The 23,996-nt window shown below is 43.6% G+C and carries 17 protein-coding genes; 3 read left to right on the top strand and 14 right to left on the bottom strand.

What is annotated here, in order from left to right:
- Positions 1-139: 139 nt before the first annotated feature.
- The 8 genes from AACU32_RS24035 to AACU32_RS24010 all read right to left on the bottom strand — a co-directional run bounded on the left by AACU32_RS24035 (position 140) and on the right by AACU32_RS24010 (position 11,430).
- Positions 140-3,709 (bottom strand): CHAT domain-containing protein, encoded by a 3,570-nt coding sequence (locus AACU32_RS24035; RefSeq protein WP_096603727.1) that lies wholly within the window; start codon positions 3,707-3,709, stop codon positions 140-142.
- Between the two features lie 367 nt (positions 3,710-4,076).
- Positions 4,077-4,253: a CHAT domain-containing protein gene (locus tag AACU32_RS40785; RefSeq protein WP_445223190.1), complete on the bottom strand. Its 177-nt coding sequence runs from the start codon at positions 4,251-4,253 to the stop codon at positions 4,077-4,079.
- Positions 4,254-4,367: 114 nt separating this feature from the next.
- Complete coding sequence (locus tag AACU32_RS40780) at positions 4,368-4,508, bottom strand: CHAT domain-containing protein (protein ID WP_445223233.1); 141 nt, start codon at positions 4,506-4,508, stop codon at positions 4,368-4,370.
- A 169-nt stretch (positions 4,509-4,677) separates the two neighbouring features.
- On the bottom strand, positions 4,678-6,930 hold the full coding sequence (locus AACU32_RS24030) for a CHASE2 domain-containing protein (protein ID WP_096603725.1): 2,253 nt from the start codon (positions 6,928-6,930) through the stop codon (positions 4,678-4,680).
- A 423-nt stretch (positions 6,931-7,353) separates the two neighbouring features.
- Positions 7,354-8,148, bottom strand: a complete 795-nt coding sequence (locus AACU32_RS24025) for a DUF928 domain-containing protein (RefSeq protein ID WP_096603724.1) — start codon at positions 8,146-8,148, stop codon at positions 7,354-7,356.
- A 290-nt stretch (positions 8,149-8,438) separates the two neighbouring features.
- Positions 8,439-9,656: a beta-ketoacyl-ACP synthase gene (locus tag AACU32_RS24020; protein ID WP_096608150.1), complete on the bottom strand. Its 1,218-nt coding sequence runs from the start codon at positions 9,654-9,656 to the stop codon at positions 8,439-8,441.
- A gap of 41 nt (positions 9,657-9,697) precedes the next feature.
- Entirely contained in the window at positions 9,698-10,498 is an 801-nt protein-coding gene (locus AACU32_RS24015) for a peptidylprolyl isomerase (RefSeq protein WP_096603723.1), read from the bottom strand.
- A 338-nt stretch (positions 10,499-10,836) separates the two neighbouring features.
- The gene (locus tag AACU32_RS24010) at positions 10,837-11,430 is read right to left on the bottom strand and encodes a photosystem I assembly protein Ycf4 (protein WP_096603722.1); all 594 of its coding nucleotides are present in this window, start codon (positions 11,428-11,430) and stop codon (positions 10,837-10,839) included.
- Between the two features lie 560 nt (positions 11,431-11,990).
- Between AACU32_RS24010 and psbD the strand changes: the two genes are divergently transcribed.
- The 3 genes from psbD to AACU32_RS23995 all read left to right on the top strand — a co-directional run bounded on the left by psbD (position 11,991) and on the right by AACU32_RS23995 (position 14,815).
- Positions 11,991-13,046, top strand: coding sequence for a photosystem II D2 protein (photosystem q(a) protein) (psbD, locus tag AACU32_RS24005; protein WP_096600033.1), 1,056 nt, complete (start codon positions 11,991-11,993; stop codon positions 13,044-13,046).
- Complete coding sequence (psbC, locus tag AACU32_RS24000) at positions 13,030-14,409, top strand: photosystem II reaction center protein CP43 (RefSeq protein ID WP_096603721.1); 1,380 nt, start codon at positions 13,030-13,032, stop codon at positions 14,407-14,409. The genes psbD and psbC overlap by 17 nt, the downstream gene beginning before the upstream one ends.
- A gap of 220 nt (positions 14,410-14,629) precedes the next feature.
- Entirely contained in the window at positions 14,630-14,815 is a 186-nt protein-coding gene (locus tag AACU32_RS23995; protein ID WP_096603720.1) for a PCP reductase family protein, read from the top strand.
- A 181-nt stretch (positions 14,816-14,996) separates the two neighbouring features.
- Here the strand turns inward: AACU32_RS23995 and AACU32_RS23990 are convergent, their stop codons facing one another.
- From AACU32_RS23990 to AACU32_RS23965, 6 genes are all read right to left on the bottom strand, one after another.
- Positions 14,997-15,350: a CU044_2847 family protein gene (locus AACU32_RS23990; protein WP_096603719.1), complete on the bottom strand. Its 354-nt coding sequence runs from the start codon at positions 15,348-15,350 to the stop codon at positions 14,997-14,999.
- A 168-nt stretch (positions 15,351-15,518) separates the two neighbouring features.
- Complete coding sequence (locus AACU32_RS23985) at positions 15,519-16,355, bottom strand: SWIM zinc finger family protein (RefSeq protein WP_096603718.1); 837 nt, start codon at positions 16,353-16,355, stop codon at positions 15,519-15,521.
- Positions 16,356-16,391: 36 nt separating this feature from the next.
- Complete coding sequence (locus AACU32_RS23980) at positions 16,392-18,605, bottom strand: tetratricopeptide repeat protein (RefSeq protein ID WP_096603717.1); 2,214 nt, start codon at positions 18,603-18,605, stop codon at positions 16,392-16,394.
- An 88-nt stretch (positions 18,606-18,693) separates the two neighbouring features.
- Positions 18,694-19,032: a hypothetical protein gene (locus tag AACU32_RS23975; RefSeq protein WP_339378221.1), complete on the bottom strand. Its 339-nt coding sequence runs from the start codon at positions 19,030-19,032 to the stop codon at positions 18,694-18,696.
- A 166-nt stretch (positions 19,033-19,198) separates the two neighbouring features.
- Positions 19,199-20,212 (bottom strand): caspase family protein, encoded by a 1,014-nt coding sequence (locus tag AACU32_RS23970; RefSeq protein WP_096603716.1) that lies wholly within the window; start codon positions 20,210-20,212, stop codon positions 19,199-19,201.
- Between the two features lie 315 nt (positions 20,213-20,527).
- Positions 20,528-23,743 (bottom strand): DEAD/DEAH box helicase, encoded by a 3,216-nt coding sequence (locus AACU32_RS23965; RefSeq protein WP_096603715.1) that lies wholly within the window; start codon positions 23,741-23,743, stop codon positions 20,528-20,530.
- Between the last annotated feature and the right edge of the window lie 253 nt (positions 23,744-23,996).

The raw sequence follows: 23,996 nt of genomic DNA, 5'->3' as shown, positions 1-23,996 counted from the left end.
CCTCTACGGGGAAGCAAGCTAAGCGGAGTGTCTTTGACAGGAAAAGGCACGCCTGTGAGTTTCTTTGTGCTAACGCACTTGTGAGAGGTTATTTTTCATCCACACTTAGGCTTTTCGCTCCCCTGTGTTCACTTCCACCTCAATTCCATTCACCTTGGAGAGTGAAAGCTGCCCAGAAATAGGGTGAATTATAATTGCGATCGCGCCACATTTCTATCTGTGCAGCCCGGAGTGCCGCAGCAGGTTTTAAGTTATTTTGCAACATTTTGCTATAAAACTTCTTCATTAGTTCCGAAGTTGCTTGATCGTCCACACTCCACAAACTAACTACAACTCTGGGGCTACCTGCATACATAAACCCTCTTGTCAAGCCTATTAATCCCTCTCCCTTGACTTCCTCACCTAACCCAGTTTCACAAGCACTGAGTACCACTAGTTCGGCGGGTAGTTTGAGGTTAAAAATATCATGTAACCGTAAAAAGCCATTTTGCGGTTTACCAGCTTGATCAAACAGCGATAGCACTACACCTGATAACTCTGGATGTTGACTGTTAAGGATGCCATGCGTAGCAAAATGTAATATTCGATACTGACTTAACTGTGGATCGGTAGCCAAAGCACGGTTAGCAGTAAAGTCAAAGGCTTGTTTGCGCTGTTTTTCTGGTACTAGCGAAAGAATTGTTTCAGCTTCTTGGCGGGTGAATGGTAACCGGTCAAAGCTGATGTTTGCTTCTCTTGCAGACCTGTCTAATTGTTGCAAATCCAGGTTCTGAATGCTGTTTTGCGGATTCGGTGTGCCACCTGTAACCCGCTCATCCTTGGGGGAAAAGATGGGATCAGCGATCGCAGCTAATGCTTTCGGTGCAATTTTGCGTCCGGCGGTTTCTTGGCGGATAACAGCCAGTGTCGTGGCTGAGGGCAGAGAAATGATTTCGTGTTTGACTGCTAATGGCTCATAGGAGCTATTTTTGGAGCCTGGTGTATTCAGAGCCGCAAAGGGGATATACTGCAAAGCTCCATCAGCAACGATGATTAAGCGTCGCTGTCCTAATTGCTGGGCTACTGGTTGCAGTATCAATTGCGACAGGAGACTGGCGGCTGTAACTGGGTTAGTTTTTTCAATTGGTGAGACTAAAACCCTGCGGAACTTTTTGACAGCAGCTTCAATGTCTGCGCGTTTGGGTAGTTCGTAGCTAGTAATGCTGTTTTTAGTCACAGCCCAGAGGTAGCTGCGTTGTTCTCCTAGGGCATACTCTAGTAGTAAAGTGTTGTCGTCTAATACTGAGGACTGAATTTGTTTGAGTGACAGGGGTTGGGGTTGTGTCAAAGCTGCATAACGGGGGCTGGCGGCTCTGATTTTAGCTTGCAGTTGTCGATACTGTTCCAGAAGTGCTGCGGTTTGCTTTTCGAGTTCTTGCAATTGGGTTGTGGTGCGTTCGCTCGTAGATAGTTTCAACCAGCGTTTTTCTTGCGCATCCAGCTGTTGTTGCAAGCTGCGTTCGGTTTCTAGTAACGTCGGATCTATACCTTGACGAATATCTGCATGAGCTTCGGTGAGCAAATCCAAAAGACTGCGGGCGCGGGCGCGTTCGCTGGTTTGTAGGGCTAGGGCATTGTAACCTTGAGATGGTTGCTGTTTGTGCAACTGCATCAACAGGTCAATGTAAAATTCATAATATTTCTGGACTGAGGCAAAGTAAGAAGTCCGTAAGTCTTGGCTGGTGACTCTGGTGCGGATATCTTCAACAATTTTAATGGTTGATTCAATTTGACTGCGAGCCGCTTCTAGATTATTGCGATCGCGTTCACTAACTGCGATATTATACAAAGTTTCCGCTTGCCCAGTGCGATCGCCCAATTGCCGCAACAGTTTAAGTTCTTGATTGTAATTCACAATTGCTTGCTGGTGCTGTTTTAAGGAATTGTAGGCTTTGCCTATATTACGTAGAGTATTAGCTTCACCAAGAGGAACACCTAATGCACGAAATTTAGAGTTTGCTTGGGTGGAAAAATCTAAGGATTTTTGATAATCTTTGGATGCTAAGTACACTCTACCCAATAAACCCAGAGCAGAAGCTTCACTTAAAGGGCTTTGTTGTTTTCTCGCCAATGTTAACGCTTGGTTAGCAGTATCTAATGCTTTGGGATAATCCTTTAATGACTCATAAGCGCGAATCATACCTGTGAGTGTGCTGAATTCTTGGAATAATCCCCCTTGTTCGCGCCACAATGTTAGAGCCTGATTGTAATATTCCAAAGCTTTTTCCGGCTTTTGTGCTGTGCGATAAACGTTACCTATATTATCCAGGATTTGGGCTATTTGAGAGCGATCGCCTACAGTCTGGAATTTATCTAGCGCCTGTTTATAAGTATCAATACTTAACTGATAATTACCCAATGACTGATACAATTTAGCGATATAAATGAGTGTAGCTGCTTCTCCTGGTAGATCGTTGATCTGACGCTGGATAGTGATGGCTTGATTATAAAAGTCGAGAGCTTGTTGATAATTGCCAAATGAGGCGTAAATCCCCGCAATATTGTTGAGTGTGAAGGCTTCCCTTGACCGATTTTTTTGCGTACGCTGAAGAGGTAACGCTTGGTTTAATGCGTCCAGCGACTTCTGCTGTTGTCCTAATTCGTTATAAACAAAGCTGATTTGTGTCAATACTTCCGCTTCTGCATTGGCGTTGCCAGCTTGTTGAAAGAGCGATCGCGCTCCTTTAAAATATTCCAATGCCTTTTGATAATCGTTAGCAACCACATGAGTTACGGCTATACTCATATAAGTTAGGGCTTGTTTGCCAAAGTCTGGTTTTGGTAATTGTTTTTGTAGTTCCAGTACTTGGCTTAAGGTTTCCCTGGCTTTTTGATTATCACCCAATGAGCTATACAAAGTAGCGATGAGTGTTAAAGTATCAACTTGTCCGGCTATATTCTTTGTTGTACGCTGGATATCTAATGCTTGATTGAAAGCTGCTAAAGCCTTTTGCGATTCACCTAATTGGGTGTAAACTTGACCAATTGTTTCCAGAGTATCAGCTTGCCCATCTAGATCGCGACTAGCTCGTTGAATCTCTAGAGCTTGATTGTAAGCATCTAATGCCTTCTTTGTCTCACCCGAACTAAAATAAATTCTGCCAATCCCAATTAACGCACGCGCAGCAAAAGAGGATTGTTTCGCCTTTTGAAATATAGATAGGGCTTGATTGTAATATTCTAAAGCTTTGGGCTTTTCTCCCAAATTAAAATATGCCCCAGCAATAGACTGAAGTATGACAGCTTCTCCTAAACTATCTTTGAGTTCCCGCCTGATAGATAGTGCAGAGTTGTAATATTCCAGAGCTTTTGAGTTTTCGCCTTGGATATAATAGAGTGTGCCGATACTTAAAAGCGTAGTAGCTTCCTGAGTGCGATCATCAATCTCCCGCCAAATTTTTAACGCTTCCAAATATTTCGCCAAAGCCTGCTGTCGAGAAGTGGGTGTTCCCTGTTGTAAGAGTTGATCTGCTGCTTCTAATAGTTGCTTTCCTTGTGCGTAGGCTTTTTGTTGAGCAGGGCTAAGATTTTGGGGAGTAGTTGTTAGTTTTTGAGCTATTTCTACATTTATTGCCTTTGCTGTCATCCCTACAGATTCAGACAATAAAATCATGCTAACAAAGACAACAAAAGTCCGATAGCTAAAAATTGATCTGAGTCGCCTTTGCATGAATTTTTGTTTCCTTTTTTTGCGTTATTAAGCTATTTGTGAGTAACAATCACATTGATTATCGATTTGGTCAATATCAGGAATCAGGTTTAATCTGATTATGCAACTTAAAATCACCTTAGATCATTGCCACTCTCTTTGGAGAGTAAAAGCAGCCCAGTGATAGGGTGAATTACAATACTTTTCGGTTAAGGGAAAAAAGGGGAATGGGAAAGGGGAAAGAAAAAACCTTTAACTCTTACCCTTTAACCTTTTCCCCAAAACACATTTTGAGTTCAAAATGCTATCCCTTGTAGTATTGGGGTGAATTATAATTGCGATCGCGCCACATTTTTATCTGTGCAGTCTGTAGCGCCACAGCAGACTTTCAGTCATTTTGCAACATTTTGCTATAAAACTTCTTCATCAACTCTGCGGTAGCGCGATCGCCCACACTCCACAAACTGACTACAAATCTGGGGCAAACCGCATATATAAACCCTCTTGTCAAGCCTATTAATCTTTCGCCTTTAACCTTTTCAAGGTGGGTAAAAATTTTGCTCAAAAAATCTCTTTTTAATCTCTTATCTCTATGTCCTCTGTGTATCTGTGGTTAAATAAATTACTATTTTAACCGCAGAGTCCGCAGAGAGCGCAGAGAAAAAACGGATTTTACGAGTCACCTTGAAAGGGGTAATGTTTCGCCTTTAACCTTTTCACCTCTAGCAGTTTCACAAGCGTTGAGTACCACTAGTTCTGCTGGCAGTTTAAGGTTAAAAGTATCATGCATACATAATATCTTTTGACTGAAGCAAAGTATGAGGTGCGTAAGTCTGAGCTGGTAACTTTGGTGCGGATATTTTTAAGAATTGCAATTGCTGCTTTTATTTGGGTGCTGGCAGATTCTCATTGATTGCGATCGCTTTCACTGAGAATAATTCTATATATAGCCACAACACTGGAAAGCAGCAATGCCCAATGCGCATTAACTATTGAGTCTGCAATTCAGATTCACGCATTGTATCAAGAATAGCAGCCACCTTTGGAGGAACAGCTGTAAATCGAATCAGAAAATGATGTGCTTCCTCAGTAGATTTTTTCAAGACTTTGGCATAGAGATCGCCCTCTCCCGGAGGAATGTCTGGTGCATTCAATAATTTTATCTTGAGATTACTTAAAGGTTCTAATGAATGCTCCGATCGCAATTGTCCACCATTGTCTGAGAGACAAATAAGCTGACCTTGGAATATTGTACCTGTTGCATCTTTACCTTCCAAAATGGTAAATTCTAGGGGAATTTCCTGCTTTAGATGCAACATATGCTCCTCAGATTGGGGCAAGTAAAGATTATATTTACCCTCAATACCACCAATATCGTAGATAGTAATAGGTGCTTTAATTCCCTTCGGTTGTACCCGTAATTCTCCATCAATTCTCAGACCAATGTTAGCATCTTTCAAAGTGTCTTCAGAAATTAAAATCTGACCCCCCACTGTATAAGATTCAATGCGGGATGTGAGATTAACATGACTACCAACAACTGAATATTTAGCGCGTGTTTGCGAGCCGACATTTCCAGCTACAACCTCACCTGTATTAATCCCAATCCCCATTTCCAGGATTGGTAAATTCATTTGCTGATTATGCTCATTTACCGGCTTCATAGCCAATTGCATCGCGATAGCACAAGCGATCGCTCTTTGAGAATCATCTTCGCGACTTACAGGCGCACCAAACATCACAAAGATGCCATCACCAATAAATTCATTAATCGTACCATTGTACTTATTAATCACATCCGCCATCGCTCCCAAATAAACATTGAGAATTGCTACCACTTGTTCTGGTGCTAATCTTTCTGATACGGCGGAAAACCCTCTTAAATCTGACATCAGGACAGTGACTTTTCTCCTTTCTCCTCCTAGCTTTAGCCCAGAAGGAGTTTCGAGTAAATTGGCTACTACTTCATTTGTCACGTAGCGACCAAAGGTGCGGCGCATTTCGGCAGCACTGCGGGCGATATACTGAGTGACAGCGATCGCAGATCCTGCTAAAGCCAACAGTGGTGGTACTACAGGAATCCACCAAGCAAAAAGAAACGCCAGGTAACTTCCACCAAGCAAAAAGCCAGCGACAATAAAGACACTACCAGTACCATTGGCCATGAAAGGCACATGTCTTTTTTCAGTACTACTGTGTCTTTGTTGCCAACACAAAGTAGCACCAAAGATTGACCAGAATAAAATCCATAACCATTCTAGCTGTTCCGGCAAAGTTTTGATTTCTGGTCGTCCCTGCAAAGCTGAACTCAATATTTGACTAATCAAATTGGCATGAATTACTACACCAGCCATGCGTTCGGGAGACGCGAACAAATTACTGCTATATGGTGTATAAAATAAATCTTTTAAGCTCTCGGCTGTAGAACCAATTAAAACAATTTTGTCTTGCATCAAGTTTGCGGGAACGCGCTTCTCCAAAACATCACTTATGGATACTTTTGGGAAATGCTTCATTGTTCCGCGATAGTTCAAAAGTACTTGATAACTACCTGCATCAGCCCCCATGTAACCCCCATCATTGGCTTCAAAAATGGGGAAAACACCCTTACCAAGTTGTAAAAAGTTTGGGTTTTTTGCTGATGCTTTGGGAGTAATTCCCTCAGTTTTTAAGTACAACAATGCCAGTTTTAACCCAAAGCCTTCCAGAGAGGTTTCATCCTCTAAACCCACATACAGCAAACCTCGCCGGATTTTACCATCACCGTCTAAAGGTAAGTCATTTGCTCCCACTTGTTGGCGCTGCTTCAGTTCTGGAGCTGGGTTGACTTGAAAACTATCAGCTGTATGAGATACCTTTTGTACTCCAATCAAGTTGGGTGTAGTTGCAAATATTTTAATCAGCTTTTCATGACCGGGATTTATCGGTAAATTTCGATACAGGTCTAGGCCGATTGCTCTAGGTTGTTGCTGCTTGATATTATCTAACACTTTAGCCATTACAGCATCAGATATTGGCCACTGACCGAGCTTGTTAATGTCTGGTTCATTGATCTCAACTATGACAATGCGTTCATCAACAGGTTCTTGTGGACGGAAAATAAAAAACTGATCTAACGCTGCTAACTCTAATAATTGTAGCCATCCAGTAAACCGCAACGCAATCACAATAGCCGTTACATTGGGCACTGCTAGCAAAACGCCCCGCCATTGCCATATTAGCTGTTTCAGCTTTGCCCGCATACTATTTAATCCTGAGTTCTGAGTACCTACCCCAGTCTCTTTTAGTTTATGTACTTAAATAACAATAGTCATAAAACTGGTGAACACTATTTTGCATCAAAAAAAACCTAGAGTCAGCAGTTGTTGTATTTTATGTCTTTTTTCTTTGCAAAGCTTATTACAATTCACAATCAGTAATGCTTTGTCAAGACAGTCTCCATGAATATCACTGTTCTACTTATTCTCGTAATGCAAAATAAAAACCGGGCTGCAAGATCCCCGACACAAAGAAGTCGGGAATTTCACACCTCACAACCCTTGATCGCTTAGGGAATTCCCAGTAAAAAAATATTTGATTGTGATTGTTGACAGTTGACGGTTCACAGTTAACAGTCAACTGTCAACAACTTTCAGCTCCCTTATGCCATAAACCACTAGTTTTGACTATGATTGTTTGTTTGTGCAACAGTCAATTATTGGGTCTGATGTAAACTCACTCAAACCAACTGATTGCAGGAATTTTCTCCAATCAACTGTGACTTTGAAATTATTTGGTTCAGTACAACGTAGCTCAACTAGGCTGGCTAGTGCTTCATGCCAAATTCCCGCTTCTGCATACAGCGCTGGACGTTTCCGTAAGTTTGCTTGTTCTAGAGCTTTTGATAAATTTGCTTCAGGTTGTGTGCGTTCAATCCATCCTTCTATCTCCGGACTTTTCTTAAAATCTGAGTCATCACAAATTAATGTCAAATACCAGTGGTAACGCTTACCTACTTTTAAAGGAGAGCTACTCGCTGGGAGAGTAAATTTCATAATTCCTGGAGTAGTTGGCAGAGTCAAAGTTGTTTCATAAACTACATCATCATTTGCATCACTCTGATCTACCTCATAGATGATAAACTCAGCTGTTTTTACTGTATTTTGGGGCACATGCCAGAAAAAGCTGGGACGTTCTGAAAAAGTCAGCCCTAGTTTCTCTTTCGGTAGTAAGGGGGTTAATAACTGATTTTTTTGGACACAAAAAGAGTCGCCACGGGTAGCACCTCCAGCACTGGCTGGTGGTAATCCTCGCTTTGGTGGGTTAAATACTTGACTCATTAGCTGTGGTTGCTGTTGAGTCAGGGCTGCTGGGTCAACCTGGGCTTGTGCTTGTGTTGGTAGACTAGGTATAGTAGCCAGTTCTAAAAATATCGGTAGAGAAAATGCTACTAAACTTATAGACTGTTTGATCCACTTCATGCTTAAATCTCCTCTCAACTAGTTAAGTAACCATAGAATTGCTTGTCGATCGACTACAATTGTGCCAGCAATCAACTCAGGCAATAAATAGACTATAAAAGTACTGCATTATTGGGAAGCTAAAATATAAGATGACCTGGAGACAGGTTTTACCTGTGATATCAGTCGAAAATATATTGGTATTGTTCCCGTTAACTAGTACACCAGTGTGAAACTCAAGGTAATTCAGGTTGAATAAATTAGGGAGAGCAAAATGCCCTCCCTACCAGGAATTTAGCTTTTAGATGCGCTCAGATCTGATGATTTTCTTCATAAAGTTCTTTACCCAGAGCTATAACTGTATTTTGCCCACCAAAACCAAAACTGAAACACAGCACACACTGAATATGATGTTGACGGGCTACAGTCACTAAATTCAAGTCAAACTCTGGTTGCTGTAATCCTACGCATGGTGGCAAAATTTGCTGTTGCAAAGCTAGTAAGGAAAAGGCTACACCTAAAGCTCCCGATGCGCCTAAAGTATGTCCTGTGGCTCCTTTGGTGGAACTGACTGCAATTTTTTGGGGAAACAAACGCTCAATCGCCATGCTCTCTATCCGGTCGTTTAGCTGTGTTGCTGTACCATGAGCATGAATATAATCAATATCCCCTGCTGTGAGATAACTGCGCTCTAAGCATTGCTTGATTGATGCGATCGCACTCTTACCCTCTGGATCGGGAGCATTTGGATGATATGCGTCGTTAAGTAAGCCAAAACCCAGAACTTCACCATAAATCTTGGCTTGTCGCTGCTTGGCTAACTCTGCTGATTCCAGAACAAATACCGCTGCGCCTTCACCTAAAACCAAGCCTTCACGATGCAAATCAAAAGGATAAGCCCCTGTTTTCGCCAAAGCACCCATCTGCTGAAATCCAGCCAAAGTTAAGGGTGTAATCGGTGCTTCCACTGCGCCGGCGATCGCGCGTTGATATTGTCCAGTTTGCAATAAACTCGTAGCTTGGGCGATCGCCCAAATCCCAGTAGCACAGGCTGTCATTGGTGCTAATACGCTCCCAACTGCGCCGATTTGCCTGGCGGCGGCGATCGCATTCATATGCGGTAATGTCTCTAACCAATTTTCCATTTCCCTAGTTTTTAAGGGGTATGAAAGGCGATCGCTTTCGGACATTTGTCGCGCCAACATTTCCCACTCAGCTTGATGACTCCGACTTGAGCCGATGACCACAGCACAGTCAGCTAAAGGTGGTGATAACCCAGCATCTTTTAATGCATCTGAGACTACCAATTGTGTCAGTTTTTTTACTGAGGTTGGTTTTTCACCAATTAACCCTATAGGAAGAGGTTCTAGTTCTGGAAACAGTTGATGTAATGTAATTCCAGATTTACCTGCTATCAACTTTTGCCAGCTAGCTTCTAAACTTTCTCCTAACGCAGAAACTAAACCGATACCAGTGACAACTACCTTAACCAATTTGGGCTTTTGAATTGGGGATTTTGGATTGGTCATGGGTAATGAGAAAAAACTATTACCCATTACCCAATCGCTAACTATTGACCGGGGGTTTTTAAGTTTTCTGCGCCTTTGGTGACTTTAGCAGAATCAATGCGATCGCCTTGCTGAATCTTATTCACGACATCAAAGCCTTCGGTGACTTTGCCAAACACAGCATAATTCCCATCTAAAAAGCCCAGATCTGCTAGGGCAAAGTAAAACTGAGAAGATGCAGAGTCTGGTTGTTGCGATCGCGCCATTGCGATCGCCCCCTGTTTATGGGGCAATACAACAGCTTGAGCACTAGCATCAAATGTTTTATTGTAAAGCGGTGTATCTGAACCTTTTACCTTAATTTCTAAGGGTATATAGCGCGCGTTCTGGGTTTTAGGGTCAATAAAGCTACCCCCTCCCAGCCTATTTGCCGGAAATTTCGGGTCTTTACTTTGGGGATCGCCACCTTGAGCTACAAATGGTTGGGGATCGCGCACTACTCTATGAAACACTAACCCATCGTACACACCCCGTTGGACTAAATCTACGAAGTTGCCTGCCGTAATCGGCGCATTAGTACCGTCTACTTCGATAGTAATTGGTGAGCCTTTCACCGTCATCACCACCGTAGCTTGTCCTTCGAGCCGTGGTAAATCTTTCATTCCAGGAATACTCTCACTAGTAGTGTCTGATACGGACGTTGCTTCAGCGCTTGTTTTGCTGCTTGTCTCGGTTGCTGTTGAGGTAGCTGTTGAAGCTTGGGAAGAAGCTTTAGAAACAGCTTGCTGTGTTGAACATCCACCCAACGCCAACGCCCCAACAATTACAAGTGCAACCAAAAATTGTGGAAATTTTAACCGCATTACCAATTACTGACTCAACCAGAGTATCTTATCGTTACCCAACGATTATAGATTTTGAATTTACTCACTGAGCGTTTCAATTTGGGAGATGAGGGAAGGGGGAGTCTGGGGAATGTGGGGAGTTTTCTTCCCCATCTCTTCCCCATACCCAATGATGCCACTTGCTTCTCACTCGGGGAGACGCTGCGCGAACAAGCCGGGAAACCCTTTCGGCAGTTCCTCCTGGGGGAAACCACGCCACTTGCTCCACTTGGGGAAACCCCAAGACCGCAGTGGCTCCCCAAGATCGGACTGCCTCACCAACGCAGTGGCTCCCCAATGCCCATTGTTAAAATTCTTTACAAACCTTCTAGAGGTACGCCCAAAAAGCGAGCTAACTCTGCTCCTTGAATTTCTAATTCTTTTAAGGGTAAAGGTTGACCAACCCTAGTTAGAGGAATATCTCGTCGTCCTTTAACGCGTAAGTAGAGGGCGCGACGAGGATTTAGCCCTTCTTTCACAGTGAGTTGTACAGATTGCGCGTCTTGGATGCGATTTTCTACCTCAATTCGTCGGTTTTTCCCAGGAAATCCATTGCGAAAAATTTTGATTGTGCCGGTTTCCTGATTAAACTCGTTGTATCCGCCGCCTACATCCCATAAAATCACTAACCACTGGTATAGAGCTAAAAGTAAGCCAGCTCCTCCGTATAACCCCATGACTAAGCCTTGGGGGACAAAAACCAGTTGTGTTGGATCGGTAACTATGAGTAAATTAACTTGTAGGTAACTGGAGACCGCAGCCAATACAAAGCCTGTAGCTCCTAGGGTAACGACCGTTGCCCACCAGTAGTTGCTGAACCGACGAGAACCTAAAACATTTTGATGCAGAATCCGTGCCGTAGAGCGATCGCCATTAGGTGAATCGCCTTTGTTAATTGCTGATGCCGTCATGGAACTACCTTGGCCTGTGACATATACCCTTTAAAAGTCTGCCATTGCAGCAGTACCTATTGCAAGTTGATTTTGGGGATTGGGGATTGGGCAAGAAGGCATAGGCGAAACATTTCTTAATTCGTGAATTCTTTGCCTCCCTTGTCCCCTTTGTCTTCCTTCCCTCATCTCCCTCATCTTCTCATGATGCCCCATGCCCTATGCCCCATGCCCCATGCCCAATCCCCAATACTAATTGTTTAGATTTCTGAGAAAACTTGTGTCAGATTGTAAAATTTCTGATATTCATAATATTTAATAGCTTCGTGTTAAATCACCTGATTCACTTGCGTGGCTCGGTCAAAAACCCGAAGGAATGTGATAAGTTAAGAATCATTAAGTTACCACAAACTAGATTACTAGCTAATGGTACGGGTAATGGCATAACCCTGAGAAACGCTGACTGAATCAGCGGTAATTTCTCAGAATCTCAGTAGTTTTCTGGCTGCTGTAAATTGTCAAAAAAAACGTTAATTCCTCAGAAACGCTGAAATTTTAGTAAAAAAGAGGATTTTAGTGCAATGACCATCGCAGTTGGACGCGCCCCCAGTAGAGGGTGGTTTGACGTTCTAGACGACTGGTTGAAGCGCGATCGCTTCGTGTTTGTCGGTTGGTCAGGGGTACTGTTGTTCCCCTGTGCTTTCCTGGCACTAGGCGGTTGGCTCACAGGTACAACCTTCGTCACGTCATGGTACACCCACGGTTTAGCATCTTCTTATTTAGAAGGCTGTAACTTTATCACCGTAGCCGTATCCACACCAGCAGATAGTTTGGGACATTCCCTATTATTGCTGTGGGGACCAGAAGCACAGGGAGATTTCACCCGGTGGTGTCAACTCGGCGGCTTATGGCCATTCGTCGCCCTACACGGAGCCTTTGGATTAATCGGCTTCATGTTACGGCAATTTGAAATCGCCCGTCTAGTCGGAATTCGCCCTTATAACGCTTTGGCATTTTCTGCCCCAATCGCGGTATTCGTCAGCGTCTTCTTGATGTACCCATTGGGACAATCAAGCTGGTTCTTTGCACCCAGCTTTGGAGTAGCAGGTATTTTCCGGTTCATTTTGTTCGTGCAAGGTTTCCATAACTTCACCCTCAACCCCTTCCACATGATGGGAGTAGCAGGTGTGTTGGGTGGTGCATTGTTGTGTGCGATTCATGGAGCAACAGTCGAAAACACCCTGTTTGAAGACGGCGAAGCAGCTAACACCTTCCGCGCCTTCAATCCGACTCAATCAGAAGAAACCTATTCAATGGTGACAGCAAACCGATTCTGGTCACAGATTTTCGGGATTGCCTTCTCCAACAAACGCTGGTTACACTTCTTCATGTTGTTTGTACCAGTAACTGGACTGTGGATGGCAGCAATTGGCATCGTCGGCATTGCACTCAACCTGCGGGCTTACGACTTTGTGTCCCAAGAATTGCGCGCCGCTGAAGACCCAGAGTTTGAAACATTTTATACCAAGAATATTTTGCTGAACGAGGGTATCCGCGCTTGGATGGCTCCTCAAGATCAGCCCCACGAACAATTTGTATTCCCTGAGGAGGTTCTACCTCGTGGTAACGCTCTCTAATAGATTGGGCACTGGACGTGACATAGAATCAACAGGTTTTGCCTGGTGGTCTGGTAACGCTCGTTTAATTAACCTATCTGGCAAACTGCTTGGTGCACACGTTGCCCATGCTGGTTTGATCGTATTCTGGGCTGGAGCAATGACTTTATTTGAAGTCGCTCACTTCATCCCTGAAAAGCCCATGTACGAACAGGGCTTAATCCTCCTACCTCACATCGCTACTTTAGGCTGGGGCGTTGGTACTGGTGGCGAAGTCATCGACACCTTCCCCTACTTTGTTGTTGGTGTAGTCCACTTAATTTCCTCAGCTGTATTGGGTTTTGGCGGTATTTATCATGCCGTGCGTGGCCCAGAAACCTTAGAAGAGTATTCTTCCTTCTTTGGTTATGACTGGAAAGACAAGAACAAGATGACCAACATCATTGGGTTCCACCTGATCATCTTAGGATGTGGTGCGCTCTTGTTGGTGCTGAAGGCAATGTTCTTCGGTGGTGTATACGACACTTGGGCACCTGGTGGTGGTGACGTTCGTGTTATTACCAACCCAACACTGAACCCAGCTATCATCTTTGGTTATCTCATCAAGTCTCCTTTTGGTGGCGAAGGCTGGATTGTCAGCGTTGATAACATGGAAGATGTTATCGGTGGTCACATCTGGATTGCCTTCATCTGTATTGCTGGTGGTATTTGGCACATCTTCACTAAGCCTTTCGCTTGGTCTCGTCGTGCATCCATCTGGTCTGGTGAAGCTTACCTTTCCTACAGCTTGGGCGCTCTGTCTTTGATGGGCTTCATTGCCTCCTGTATGGTTTGGTACAACAACACTGTTTACCCCAGCGAATTCTACGGTCCTACTGGCCCTGAAGCTTCACAAGCTCAAGCTTTAACCTTCTTGATCCGTGACCAACGCTTAGGTGCTAACGTTGGTTCTGCTCAAGGCCCCACAGGTCTGGGTAAATACTTGATGCGATCGCCTACAGGTGAAATCATCTTCGGCGGTGAAACCATGCGCTTCTGGGATTTCCGTGGCCCTTGGTTAGAGCCTCTACGCGGACCTAACGGTCTTGACCTCGAAAAAATTAAGAATGATATTCAGCCTTGGCAAGCTCGTCGTGCTGCTGAATACATGACACACGCTCCTCTGGGTTCTTTGAACTCCGTGGGTGGTGTGGCTACTGAAATCAACTCTTTCAACTACGTATCTCCTCGTGCTTGGTTGTCAACTTCTCACTTCGTCTTAGGTTTCTTCTTCCTCATTGGTCACTTGTGGCACGCTGGTCGCGCTAGAGCAGCAGCAGGTGGTTTTGAGAAAGGTATTGACCGTGAGAACGAGCCAGTTATGTCTATGACCGAACTCGACTAGTTCAGAAGTTTTCTTTCATCACTGACAATTAAATGTTTCTAGCTCTTGTGTAAAAGCAAGAGCTTTTTTATTAATTGTTAATAGTTGCTACCGCTGCAATGTGACACAATCAAATTAATCAGAAACCAAATTTAAAAAATTAATCTTATTAATTTTTATTGCTCAGTTGTTATAGCAACTGCTACATAAAAACCGCAATTAAACAAAAGGAATCTTCAATATGAGTGACTCAACTTTTTCAGATGCTTTGGGCTGGACAGCAGAAGCCAAGGAAAAATTAAAAAATATTCCCTTTTTTGTTCGCACTCAAGCAAAAGCAAGAATTGAGCAGCTAGCCCGTCAAGCAAAGCAAGATGTTATTACAGCAGAGTTCGTTGAACAAGCACGATTGGAGTTTGGACAGTAAGGTATTTAACAGGAGTAATCACAAACTAGAAAATGGGCATTGGGCATAGGAAAGAGAGATTTTCATATTCTCGTTGTGTGATTTATCACATGACAGTCTAACTAGAAAATAGACGCAGAGAATGAGATTTTGATGTTTAGTTGTGAGATTTTCCTGTAATTAGCTAACTTGCAACTAGCATTTATAGAGATTCCTGCCTAAATTTTGAATTTTGAATTTTCAATTCTCCCACCGAATGTTGACCCCATTCTAAAGTAATCTCTAGATTGGCTGTAGAAGTACCTTTGACTAGTACAGGTGTGAGTTTACCTGATTCCATAGCAATTTCTATACCAAACTTAACACTAGCCTTATCTGGTTTAACGTTTTGGATTACTTCTGCAATTTCCTTGCTGAGAGATTCAATCGCGACGGTCACTTCATGAAACGGTCGGGTGGGGATACTAAATTTGCGTTCGCCAATTAGCGTAGCTTCGACTCTGACATTTGTACCATCAGATAGTTCTACTGTAATAACTTTATTTTGCGCTTCCATGTGGGTGTGACAGGATTACTCTGCATTTATATCATTCAATCATGTGTAATAAATATAACTACCCATACAAAATAACTTTTGTCATTGGTCATTTGTCATTTGTCATTTGTTCCCCTTGTCCTCCTTGTCTCCCTTGTCCCCCTTGTCCCCCTCATCCCGCCATACCCCTCATCCTTCTCCCACATTCATCGCGGCTAAAACAGCTTTCTGTCTGACATCTTGGTAAATTGTCTGCAAATACTTCATTACTACATCAGCAGAGGTGACATTTACTACATTTTCCTCTTCTTTGGCTAAGGGTATTGCGCCCAATACATCTAATACAGTCTCGCTGGCACTAGGCACAATTACTACTAAAGAAGAATCGAGTGGTTCGTTGTACTGCCAAAATGAGTCAAGTTTAATTGTGTTTTGATTGTTAGTAATTGGCTGTTGAGTATCAGATTTTTCTGTGGCGGAAACGTCAATTTTAGCGCTGCGTAATTGGCGTAAATCGCTGATAATTTGCTCTTTGGTACGTCCGCGCAATTTAAATAGGACAAAGGGGTCTTCGCTGAATCTATCGCCTAACTGATAATACACTGCACCTACGTGTTTACAAGGATTCGCTTTATCAGGGCAGGAACATTTGCTGCGGACATCTGATAAGGTAAAGGGAAATAAAGAAAGTCCATTAGAAGTGAAGACTTCTTCAATATTTTGGGGCATTTCTCCGGCTAATAATTTAGCAGCAAAAATCGCCTTTTTGGACATTGTTTCAATGACGTAACTCCATTCTTCATCGCTAAATGGATCTAAAGAAAGGGAAACTTTATAAGGTTCCACTTCGCTACCTTGTACCCTGGCTAATACTTTGGCTCCTTTAAATTCAATGCTGAGGACATTTCCCTGACGAGAATAGTTCCTTGCACGTTCCAAGCGTTTTTTAAAGCGATAGGAATCTAATAAATCCAGCCATCTTTGAGACCACCATTCACGGCTTGCTTGTAGGGTGTAATTAGTCATATTACGAATTATGAATTATGAATTATCAATTATGAATTATTGCTTTTCTGCCTTGCGCCGTAACCTCTCAACCAGTTGGCGCGTCCAATCCAAGCGACTATAGCGTAGACGCTCGCTAATTTCCAGAGCAGCCTGTGCCAAGGGTAGCGCCTCCGTGTAGCGCTTCTCTGCTTCCAGGACTTGCGCCAGCCCCGCTTGAGCATGAGCCACTAAGTTTTGTTGTCCCACTTCCTGCGCTAAGGCTAATTCACGCTCGTACCAGGGGCGGGCTTCTGTGGGCTGGTTGCGGTAAAAGGCGAGAAGTCCCAAGTTGCCGCAATAAGTTGCTTGTGTTTCTTTATGTCCTAGTTTTTCTGGGATCGCCAATCCTTGCTTGTAGTAGGATTCTGCGCGATCGTATTGTCCCTGCAATCGCGCAACTCTTCCCAGATCGTTGAGAGCGATCGCCTCATCTTGTTCCTTCCCCAACTCTCGGTAAATTGCTAACGCCTCCTGATACAGCCGCTCCGCCTCCGCCCAATTCTGGCGTTGCTCTGCAATTAATCCTTGAAACCGAATTGCAACAGCCTGATCCCGACGGCTACCGCCCCGTTCCATAGCCTCTGCCATCTGTGCTGCCCAAATTGCTGCCCGTTCCGTCTCAGCGCGATTGTAGTAAATAAAGGCAACATCATAGGCTCCCCAACCAGCATCACTCCACTGATTCAGCGCCTTTCCTGCCTGATATCGCCACTCACTCAAGCGCACCCGCTCATCCCAGTAACCGCGAAACCAGAGGAAGTTATACAAAGCTGTTTCCAAATCGATGAGCATCTGGGCAGCCTGTCGGTCTTTCAGCGTACCGGGGATACCGGCTATTTCCCGTAAGGTTGTTGCCACACTCTCTAGGTTTTGCCATTCGGCTTCCAGCTTGTCATAGGTTTTGTAAGTATCTTTACCGTCACCCCCATACTTTTGCGCGTAGTCCACCCAGTAGCGCAGGACTTTGCGTTGAGCAGCAGAGTCAAAGAGAATTTTACCAAGCGGCTGTGTTCCTATAATATCTGTGCCACCGATAGCTGCGCGAATATAGGTGCGGGTAAGGGGATGCAGTCCAAACCGTTCGCCATCCAAGTCATTTACTAAAGATAAAGTAACTAACTGTTCAACAGCAACTTGGATTTCAGTGGGGGCTAAATCTGTAGCATCTGCCAGCGCTGCTTTTGTTGCTGGTGTGCGAAATACAGCTAGGGCAGACAGCACTGTGCGGTCATTTTTAGAGAGAGTTTTGGCAGCATCGGCAAACAGAAAGGCGTAAATATCGCTGGATTTGGCAGCATCCCGCAACCGTTCTAGGGCAAAATTGATCGAGTAGCCTTTGTGTGCCACCTGTCCCAGAGTCCAGTCCAAAGCTAGGGGGTTACCACCAGCAGCTTCATATAAAGCGGTCAATATTTCTGGCTGGGTTGCGTTTAATTCTTGGGCTAGGCGAGGATATAACCGTCCCTTCGCTTGCATTAATTCTAAAGCCTCGGTTTGCGAGAGACGATCTAAGCGGATGGTGAGGGCGCTTTCTCCTGTACGGCGACGGCTGGTGATGATGGCTTTATTGGGGGTGGGCAGTTTCCGCAGAAACTCGGCAATCATCTCGCGTTCTTCTGTATTTAGGGTTTCCAGGTTGTCCCAAATTAGCAAGACACGCCTTCCCCGCAGGGAATCTAAAAGGGCGCGGCGGCGTTCGGTGCTATCAGTGATATTTACAATATCTGTTTGCCCTAAGCCTTTGGCAAATTCTCGGCAGAAGCTATCGAGGGAAGATAGGGCGAGGGTTTCTTGTCGTACTCCCTCAGTTGTCAGCCAAGTAGTCTTGGCAGAAACAAATAGATAAGCATCAAACAGCGCTTGCTTACGGGCTAGGTGGGCTACCTCCAGGGCTAAGGCTGTTTTGCCCATACCACCAATACCATCAATCGCCACACCCCAGCCCCGTTCCTCTGGTGAAAGTGCTTCCATGCAACGGGCAATTTCGGCTTTGCGTCCGACAAATACATCGGTGTAGCGGGGAAGGTTATCGGGCACTGTTACGGTGTTATTTCCCTGTAACTGATTTAATCGCGCTTCTAGGCTAGCTACTTCTTTTTGTTTCTCCTCTAGTTCAATTTGCAAATCTACTGGAACTCGAATGCCATAACTAGCTTTTTCTTCTTCTATTAGCTGGAGGGCGCGACGGGCACGGTTGAGTGTGCGCTGTAGTGCTTCTCGATCATCCATAAAGTTATATCAATAATAAAAAAATATGCAATTAATTGTGATGGAATTAGCTTTTTAGTTTATTTGTGTGCCTGGGTAGGGAAGATTTTCATCTCATTTGATTGTATAAGTTTTTCGCGGCATCCCTGGAAGGGGGAAGTTGGTGTTTGGAACTCGGCGTTTTGTGTTCAGAACTCGGCGCTTGCTGTTCGGAACTCGAAGGTTCGTGCAAATTACTCGGCGCTTGCTGTTCGGAACTTGAAAGTTTGTGTTCAGAACTCGGCGCTTGCTGTTCGGAACTCGAAGGTTCGTGCAAATTACTCGGCGCTTGCTGTTCGGAACTCGAAGGTTCGTGTAAATTACTCGGCGCTTGGTGAAATGAAGGCGAAAGTTTGTGTAAATTACTCGGCGCTTGGTGTTCCGTCGCCCGCCTTGGAATGAATTCCAAGGCTAATAGCCCAAGTCTACTAAAGTAGACTCAAGATTTTGAGGATATCTAGTCATCTTTAGATGACTTTCGCTATGAGCAAGGAACTTCAGTTCCTTGCGGTAAATGGGTTTCAGGTTAAGTTGACACCAATGAGCAATGCCATGCCCCTACCTGTGGACTTTAATTAATCTAATCCAGTTCTTTGATGTCGGGATTCTAATTCAATTACTTGTCGGCGTTTTTCTTCCAATTCAATCTGCAAATCTACGGGAATCCTGATTCCATAGGAAGCGGCTTGTTCTTCCAAAATAGCTAATGCTCGTTTTGCTCTTGCGAGTGCTGGTGTGACGACTTCGCGATCGCTCATAATTTTAGGCAAGTCTGGGGTTGCGTTTGCTAGTCCTTTTCCGCCGCGCAACATCGCAATGGGGAAATCTTCCATTGCTGTATCAAAAAATGGCGTTTGTTCTTTTCTACACAGGGTTCTAGCGCTTTCTGGCACAGTTTTCCCTAAATGATTGATCAGGTTTGAGAGCATAACTGTGGTGTCTCCTGGCTTGTTAGCGGCTCCCTGCAATGCTTCCATGAGATGATAAGTGTAGACGCTCATGGTAGCATCAGGGCGAATGTAAGAACTCTGATTACCCCTGGATGATGTAAAGACTGCCCTTCCTTCCCCATGCTTCAAGTCATCTATAACACCCTTAGGTAAGGCTGTGGCGATAAAATCCGCAGGTAGTTCGCCTTTGGAAGTAGCCATACCTTCTGCATGACAGCTATCAATTACTACCCACAACCGCTTTGCTGGAATTTGTCGCAAGGCTTGTGTAAATTCTGGGGCAGATAGGGCGGTGTTAGCAATATCTGAGGATTTGAAGTCATGTTGCAGTAAGTAATAACACTGGCTTGCTAAGTCAAAGCATCCATGACCAGAGTAATAAACTACTATTGTGGCATTGCGATCGCCTGCTGCTTTTTCTTGTAACCAGGTTAATCCAGCGACAATTGCGCTACGTGTTGTTTGCTCATTCTGCAATAAGCGAATATTTGCAGAATTATAGGCACACAAATTTGCATCGGTTAGCACGGTTTTTATTGCTTGCACATCTTTGACTGTAACGGGTAATGACCATTTTGGTTCGGCTGTTCTACCAACTCCAATTAACAAAGCATAACCGTGGGCAAATTGGTTAGACATAATCGTAGAGTCTAGAGAATAAAGGTATGTTATTTTCTATTAAATATAAATTTGTATTTTGTGTTATTGCTGAGGGTATAGCACCTTAAATTTTGAATGGTGCGGCGCTTGGCGACAACACACCCTACATTGAGAATTATTAAGTCCTGAATAATTTGGTTGTAATACCAATTCTTTATGAAGCTGCATAGAATTCGATCCCCCCTAACCCCCCTTAAAAAAGGGGGGAAAAGAATCAAAGTCCCCGTTTTTCAGGGGGATTTAAGGGGATCAGGATATGTGCAACTTCACATTAAATTGGTTGAAACTCCGAAATTATTCTGCATCTTCTTCAATTACAGAACTGCGATCGAGTAAAAGTAAATTGCGGAGTTGGTCTGTATCTAGTTCAGTGAGCCAATCTTCCCCAGCACCTACTACTTGTTCTGCTAGTTGTTTTTTACTTTCAATCATGTCATGAATCTTTTCTTCCAATGTGCCAGTACAAACAAATTTATGTACTTGGACATTGCGGGTTTGTCCAATCCGAAATACTCGGTCTGTAGCTTGATTTTCAACTGCGGGGTTCCACCATCTATCAAAGTGGAAGACATGATTTGCTCTGGTTAAATTTAACCCCACACCACCAGCTTTTAAAGAAAGAATCATAATCGGTGGCCCTTGGGGGTCGTGTTGAAAACGGTCGATCATTTCCTCACGTTGTTTTTTGCTGGTGCTACCATACAAGAAAAAGATTTCTTTTCCTAGCTGCTTTTCTAAATGGGGTTTAAGTAACTTACCCCATTCGGCAAATTGGGTGAAGATTAAAGCGCGATCGCCTTCTGCTAATGCCTCTTCTAACATTTCATCCAAGCGCTGAAGTTTGGCTGAATGATATTTTCCTAACGAACTTTCTTTTAAATATTGGGCTGGATGATTGCAGACTTGTTTTAGCTTAATTAATAAAGCTAAAATCATTCCCCGGCGTTGTAATCCTGTAGCGGTATCAATTTCAGCTAAAGACTCTTCCACGACTTTTTGATAAAGTGTCGCTTGTTCAGGAGTAAGTCCACAAAATACCGTCATTTCTTGCTTTTCTGGCAAGTCTTGAATAATATCACGGTCTGTTTTCAGTCGCCGCAGAATAAACGGTTGGACTAAGGAACGCAATTGATTTAAAGAAGAGGAATCACCATACTTTTCAATTGGCATAGCAAACCGTCGTTGAAAGAATTGCTTATTCCCTAAATAACCAGGATTGAGAAAATCTAAAATAGACCAAAGTTCTTGCAATCTATTTTCTACTGGTGTACCAGTCAAAGCAATGCGGAATGCTGCTTCTAATTGTCGTACTGCTTGAGATTGCTTGGCATCAGAATTTTTCACATTCTGTGCTTCATCTAATACTATCGCTTGCCAATCAACACTTTGTAATGATTTAAGGTCACGATGAATTAGTGAGTAACTTGTGACGATTAAATCATACTTTTTCACTGCATCTGTAAACGCCTTACCTTTGGGGCGCTTATCACCGTGATATTGTAAAATTTTGAGTGTGGGAGCAAATTTTTTAACTTCTCTTTCCCAGTTACCTAATACAGAAGTCGGGCAAACTAGTAAAGTGGGTTTTTCTAATGCATCCTCTTCTTTGAGGTGTAGCAAAAATGCGATAAATTGGATGGTTTTACCTAAACCCATGTCGTCTGCGAGACATGCGCCCAAACCCCAACGTTCTAGGAAAGCTAGCCAAGCAGCACCTCGCTGTTGATAAGGTCGCAACTGTCCTTTAAAGTTAGCTGGTGTGGGTAAAGGTGCGATCGCCTGATTATTGGTTAACGCCCCAATTAATTCTTGTAATGCACCAGAGGCTTCAAAGCTGACTACTGGTAATTTTTCAATAGCTTGGGTATCTCCTGTACTTAAGCGTAAAGCATCTTCTAAGGACAGGGACATTTTCTCTTTCCGAGAGGCAAAAAATCCTTGGGCTGTTTTAATATCTTGGGGACGTAACTCTACCCACTCGCCGTTGATTTCTACCAGTGGGCTATTTAATGCTACCAGCCTGTCAAATTGCGCTTTAGAAATTGTTTGCCCACCGATCGCCAATTTCCACTGAAAATTTAGCAAACTCTGTAATCCTAAGCGTCCCTGTTTTTGATTTGGTGTTTCCGCAGTTATTTTCAAGCCTAAACGGTTCGCCCATCCCTCACGGTTCGCTAAACTCGTTGGTAAAACCACGCCTAAACCGCTATCTTCCAAGCGCCAAGCCACAGACTTAATAAAATCGTATGCTTGGATGGGGTTAAGACTTAAAGATTGGGGATATTCATTTTCCAAACTGGATGCGATCGCCGGATACAATCGGGAAGCTAACCCCAAACCCCGCATAAAAGTTTCTTGGGGTTGTTCGATGGTGCGATTTTGATAGATTAATTGTTCAACTGGATGCTGCCAAATTGTTGCTGCATCTACTAAAAATTCTGGATCGTCCGCAGCTTGGAGATAATATACCAATTTCCATTCTGATTCCCCAACTTCTGGCGATCGCAATTCAAAACAGGTGCGAAATAGCGCTTTATGAGTTAATTGATATTGTAGCGGCATCGTCCAAGCTGTCAGTGCCGCTTGTAGTCTTTCTACTCCCATTGCATCTGCACTAACTATTGGCGATTCATTCGTTAAGCCTTGCAACCACTGTAGCACTGCCGCTGGTAGGGAAGCCATAATCTTGGTTTCAATTGGGAGTTGAGAACCTACCATTTCCCGGACTTGGGCATCAATTGTACTATTGAGAAATCCTAAAAGTAATTCTTGTGGCTGCAAAGGTAAGTCTACATATAGTTGAGATTGAGTAAATTCCTCACTCCCCAGTCCTAGTTGATACATCCGACAAGCCAATGGCATCAACCCAGAAAACTTTTCTAATCTTGTCCCATCAACAGCACTATCTAAAAGTACTTGCCAAGTAGCAACTATTGAACTATCCGCTTGTTTTTGGGTTGTAGGTAAAAACTTACACCGAGAAATTAAATCCAAACTCCAACGGGCTACCTGTGACCAAAAGCGTAAATCTCCTGCTAAAAATGCATCATCGCCGCTAATAGTACTGAGAGGAAGAGAGGAAAGAAATTTTATGGCTGCGGTAGGATGAAGACAAAAACCCTCAACTCGCCAAGGGTATAGGTATGGTGCGGAGTCTGTTTGTGTTTCCACAACAGCCGAATGCAGGGGAAAAATGCTGCTTGCTGATATTTGAGATGGTAAAGCAATTATTTGAGATTGTGTGGCTAGGACTTCAGTTACACTTGCACTTTGACGTTTTCGCCCCGCGCTAACAGCCACCTGGGGTTGCTGAATCAAGTTGGCAATTTTGAGATTTTGGGAACGCAACCACTCACTTAACTCCACTGGTGTCATTGCCAATGGATGTGGTGGAATATCAAAAGCGGCACTAGACTCAGAATTGACCTGTGCAGAACGCCAAGTTTCCCCCCAAATAAATAAACAACCATTTTGCTTTTTATTTAACCAAATACCGTGTAAAATTGCCATTTTTCCACTACCGATCAACTATTTATCTGTATTGCTGCAATCAAGTATCAATTCGTAAATATATGCCTGCGTGTCATAGTTTTCTAGTGAGGCTGTCAATAGTCAATAGTCAAGAGATTCTCGATTATGGACTATGGACTATTAACTCTTGACAACCTTAACCTTTATTTATTGTGCCAGTTGCGTCAGTCCTATTGAGATTGACAAAGTTGTGGATCTTTGTATTTACCTAAAGCCAGCTAGAGTGCATAAA

This window comes from Calothrix sp. NIES-2100 (assembly GCF_963875285.1).
In the GTDB taxonomy this organism is placed as follows: domain Bacteria; phylum Cyanobacteriota; class Cyanobacteriia; order Cyanobacteriales; family Nostocaceae; genus Aulosira.
This window is presented reverse-complemented; position numbering and strand designations above follow the sequence as displayed.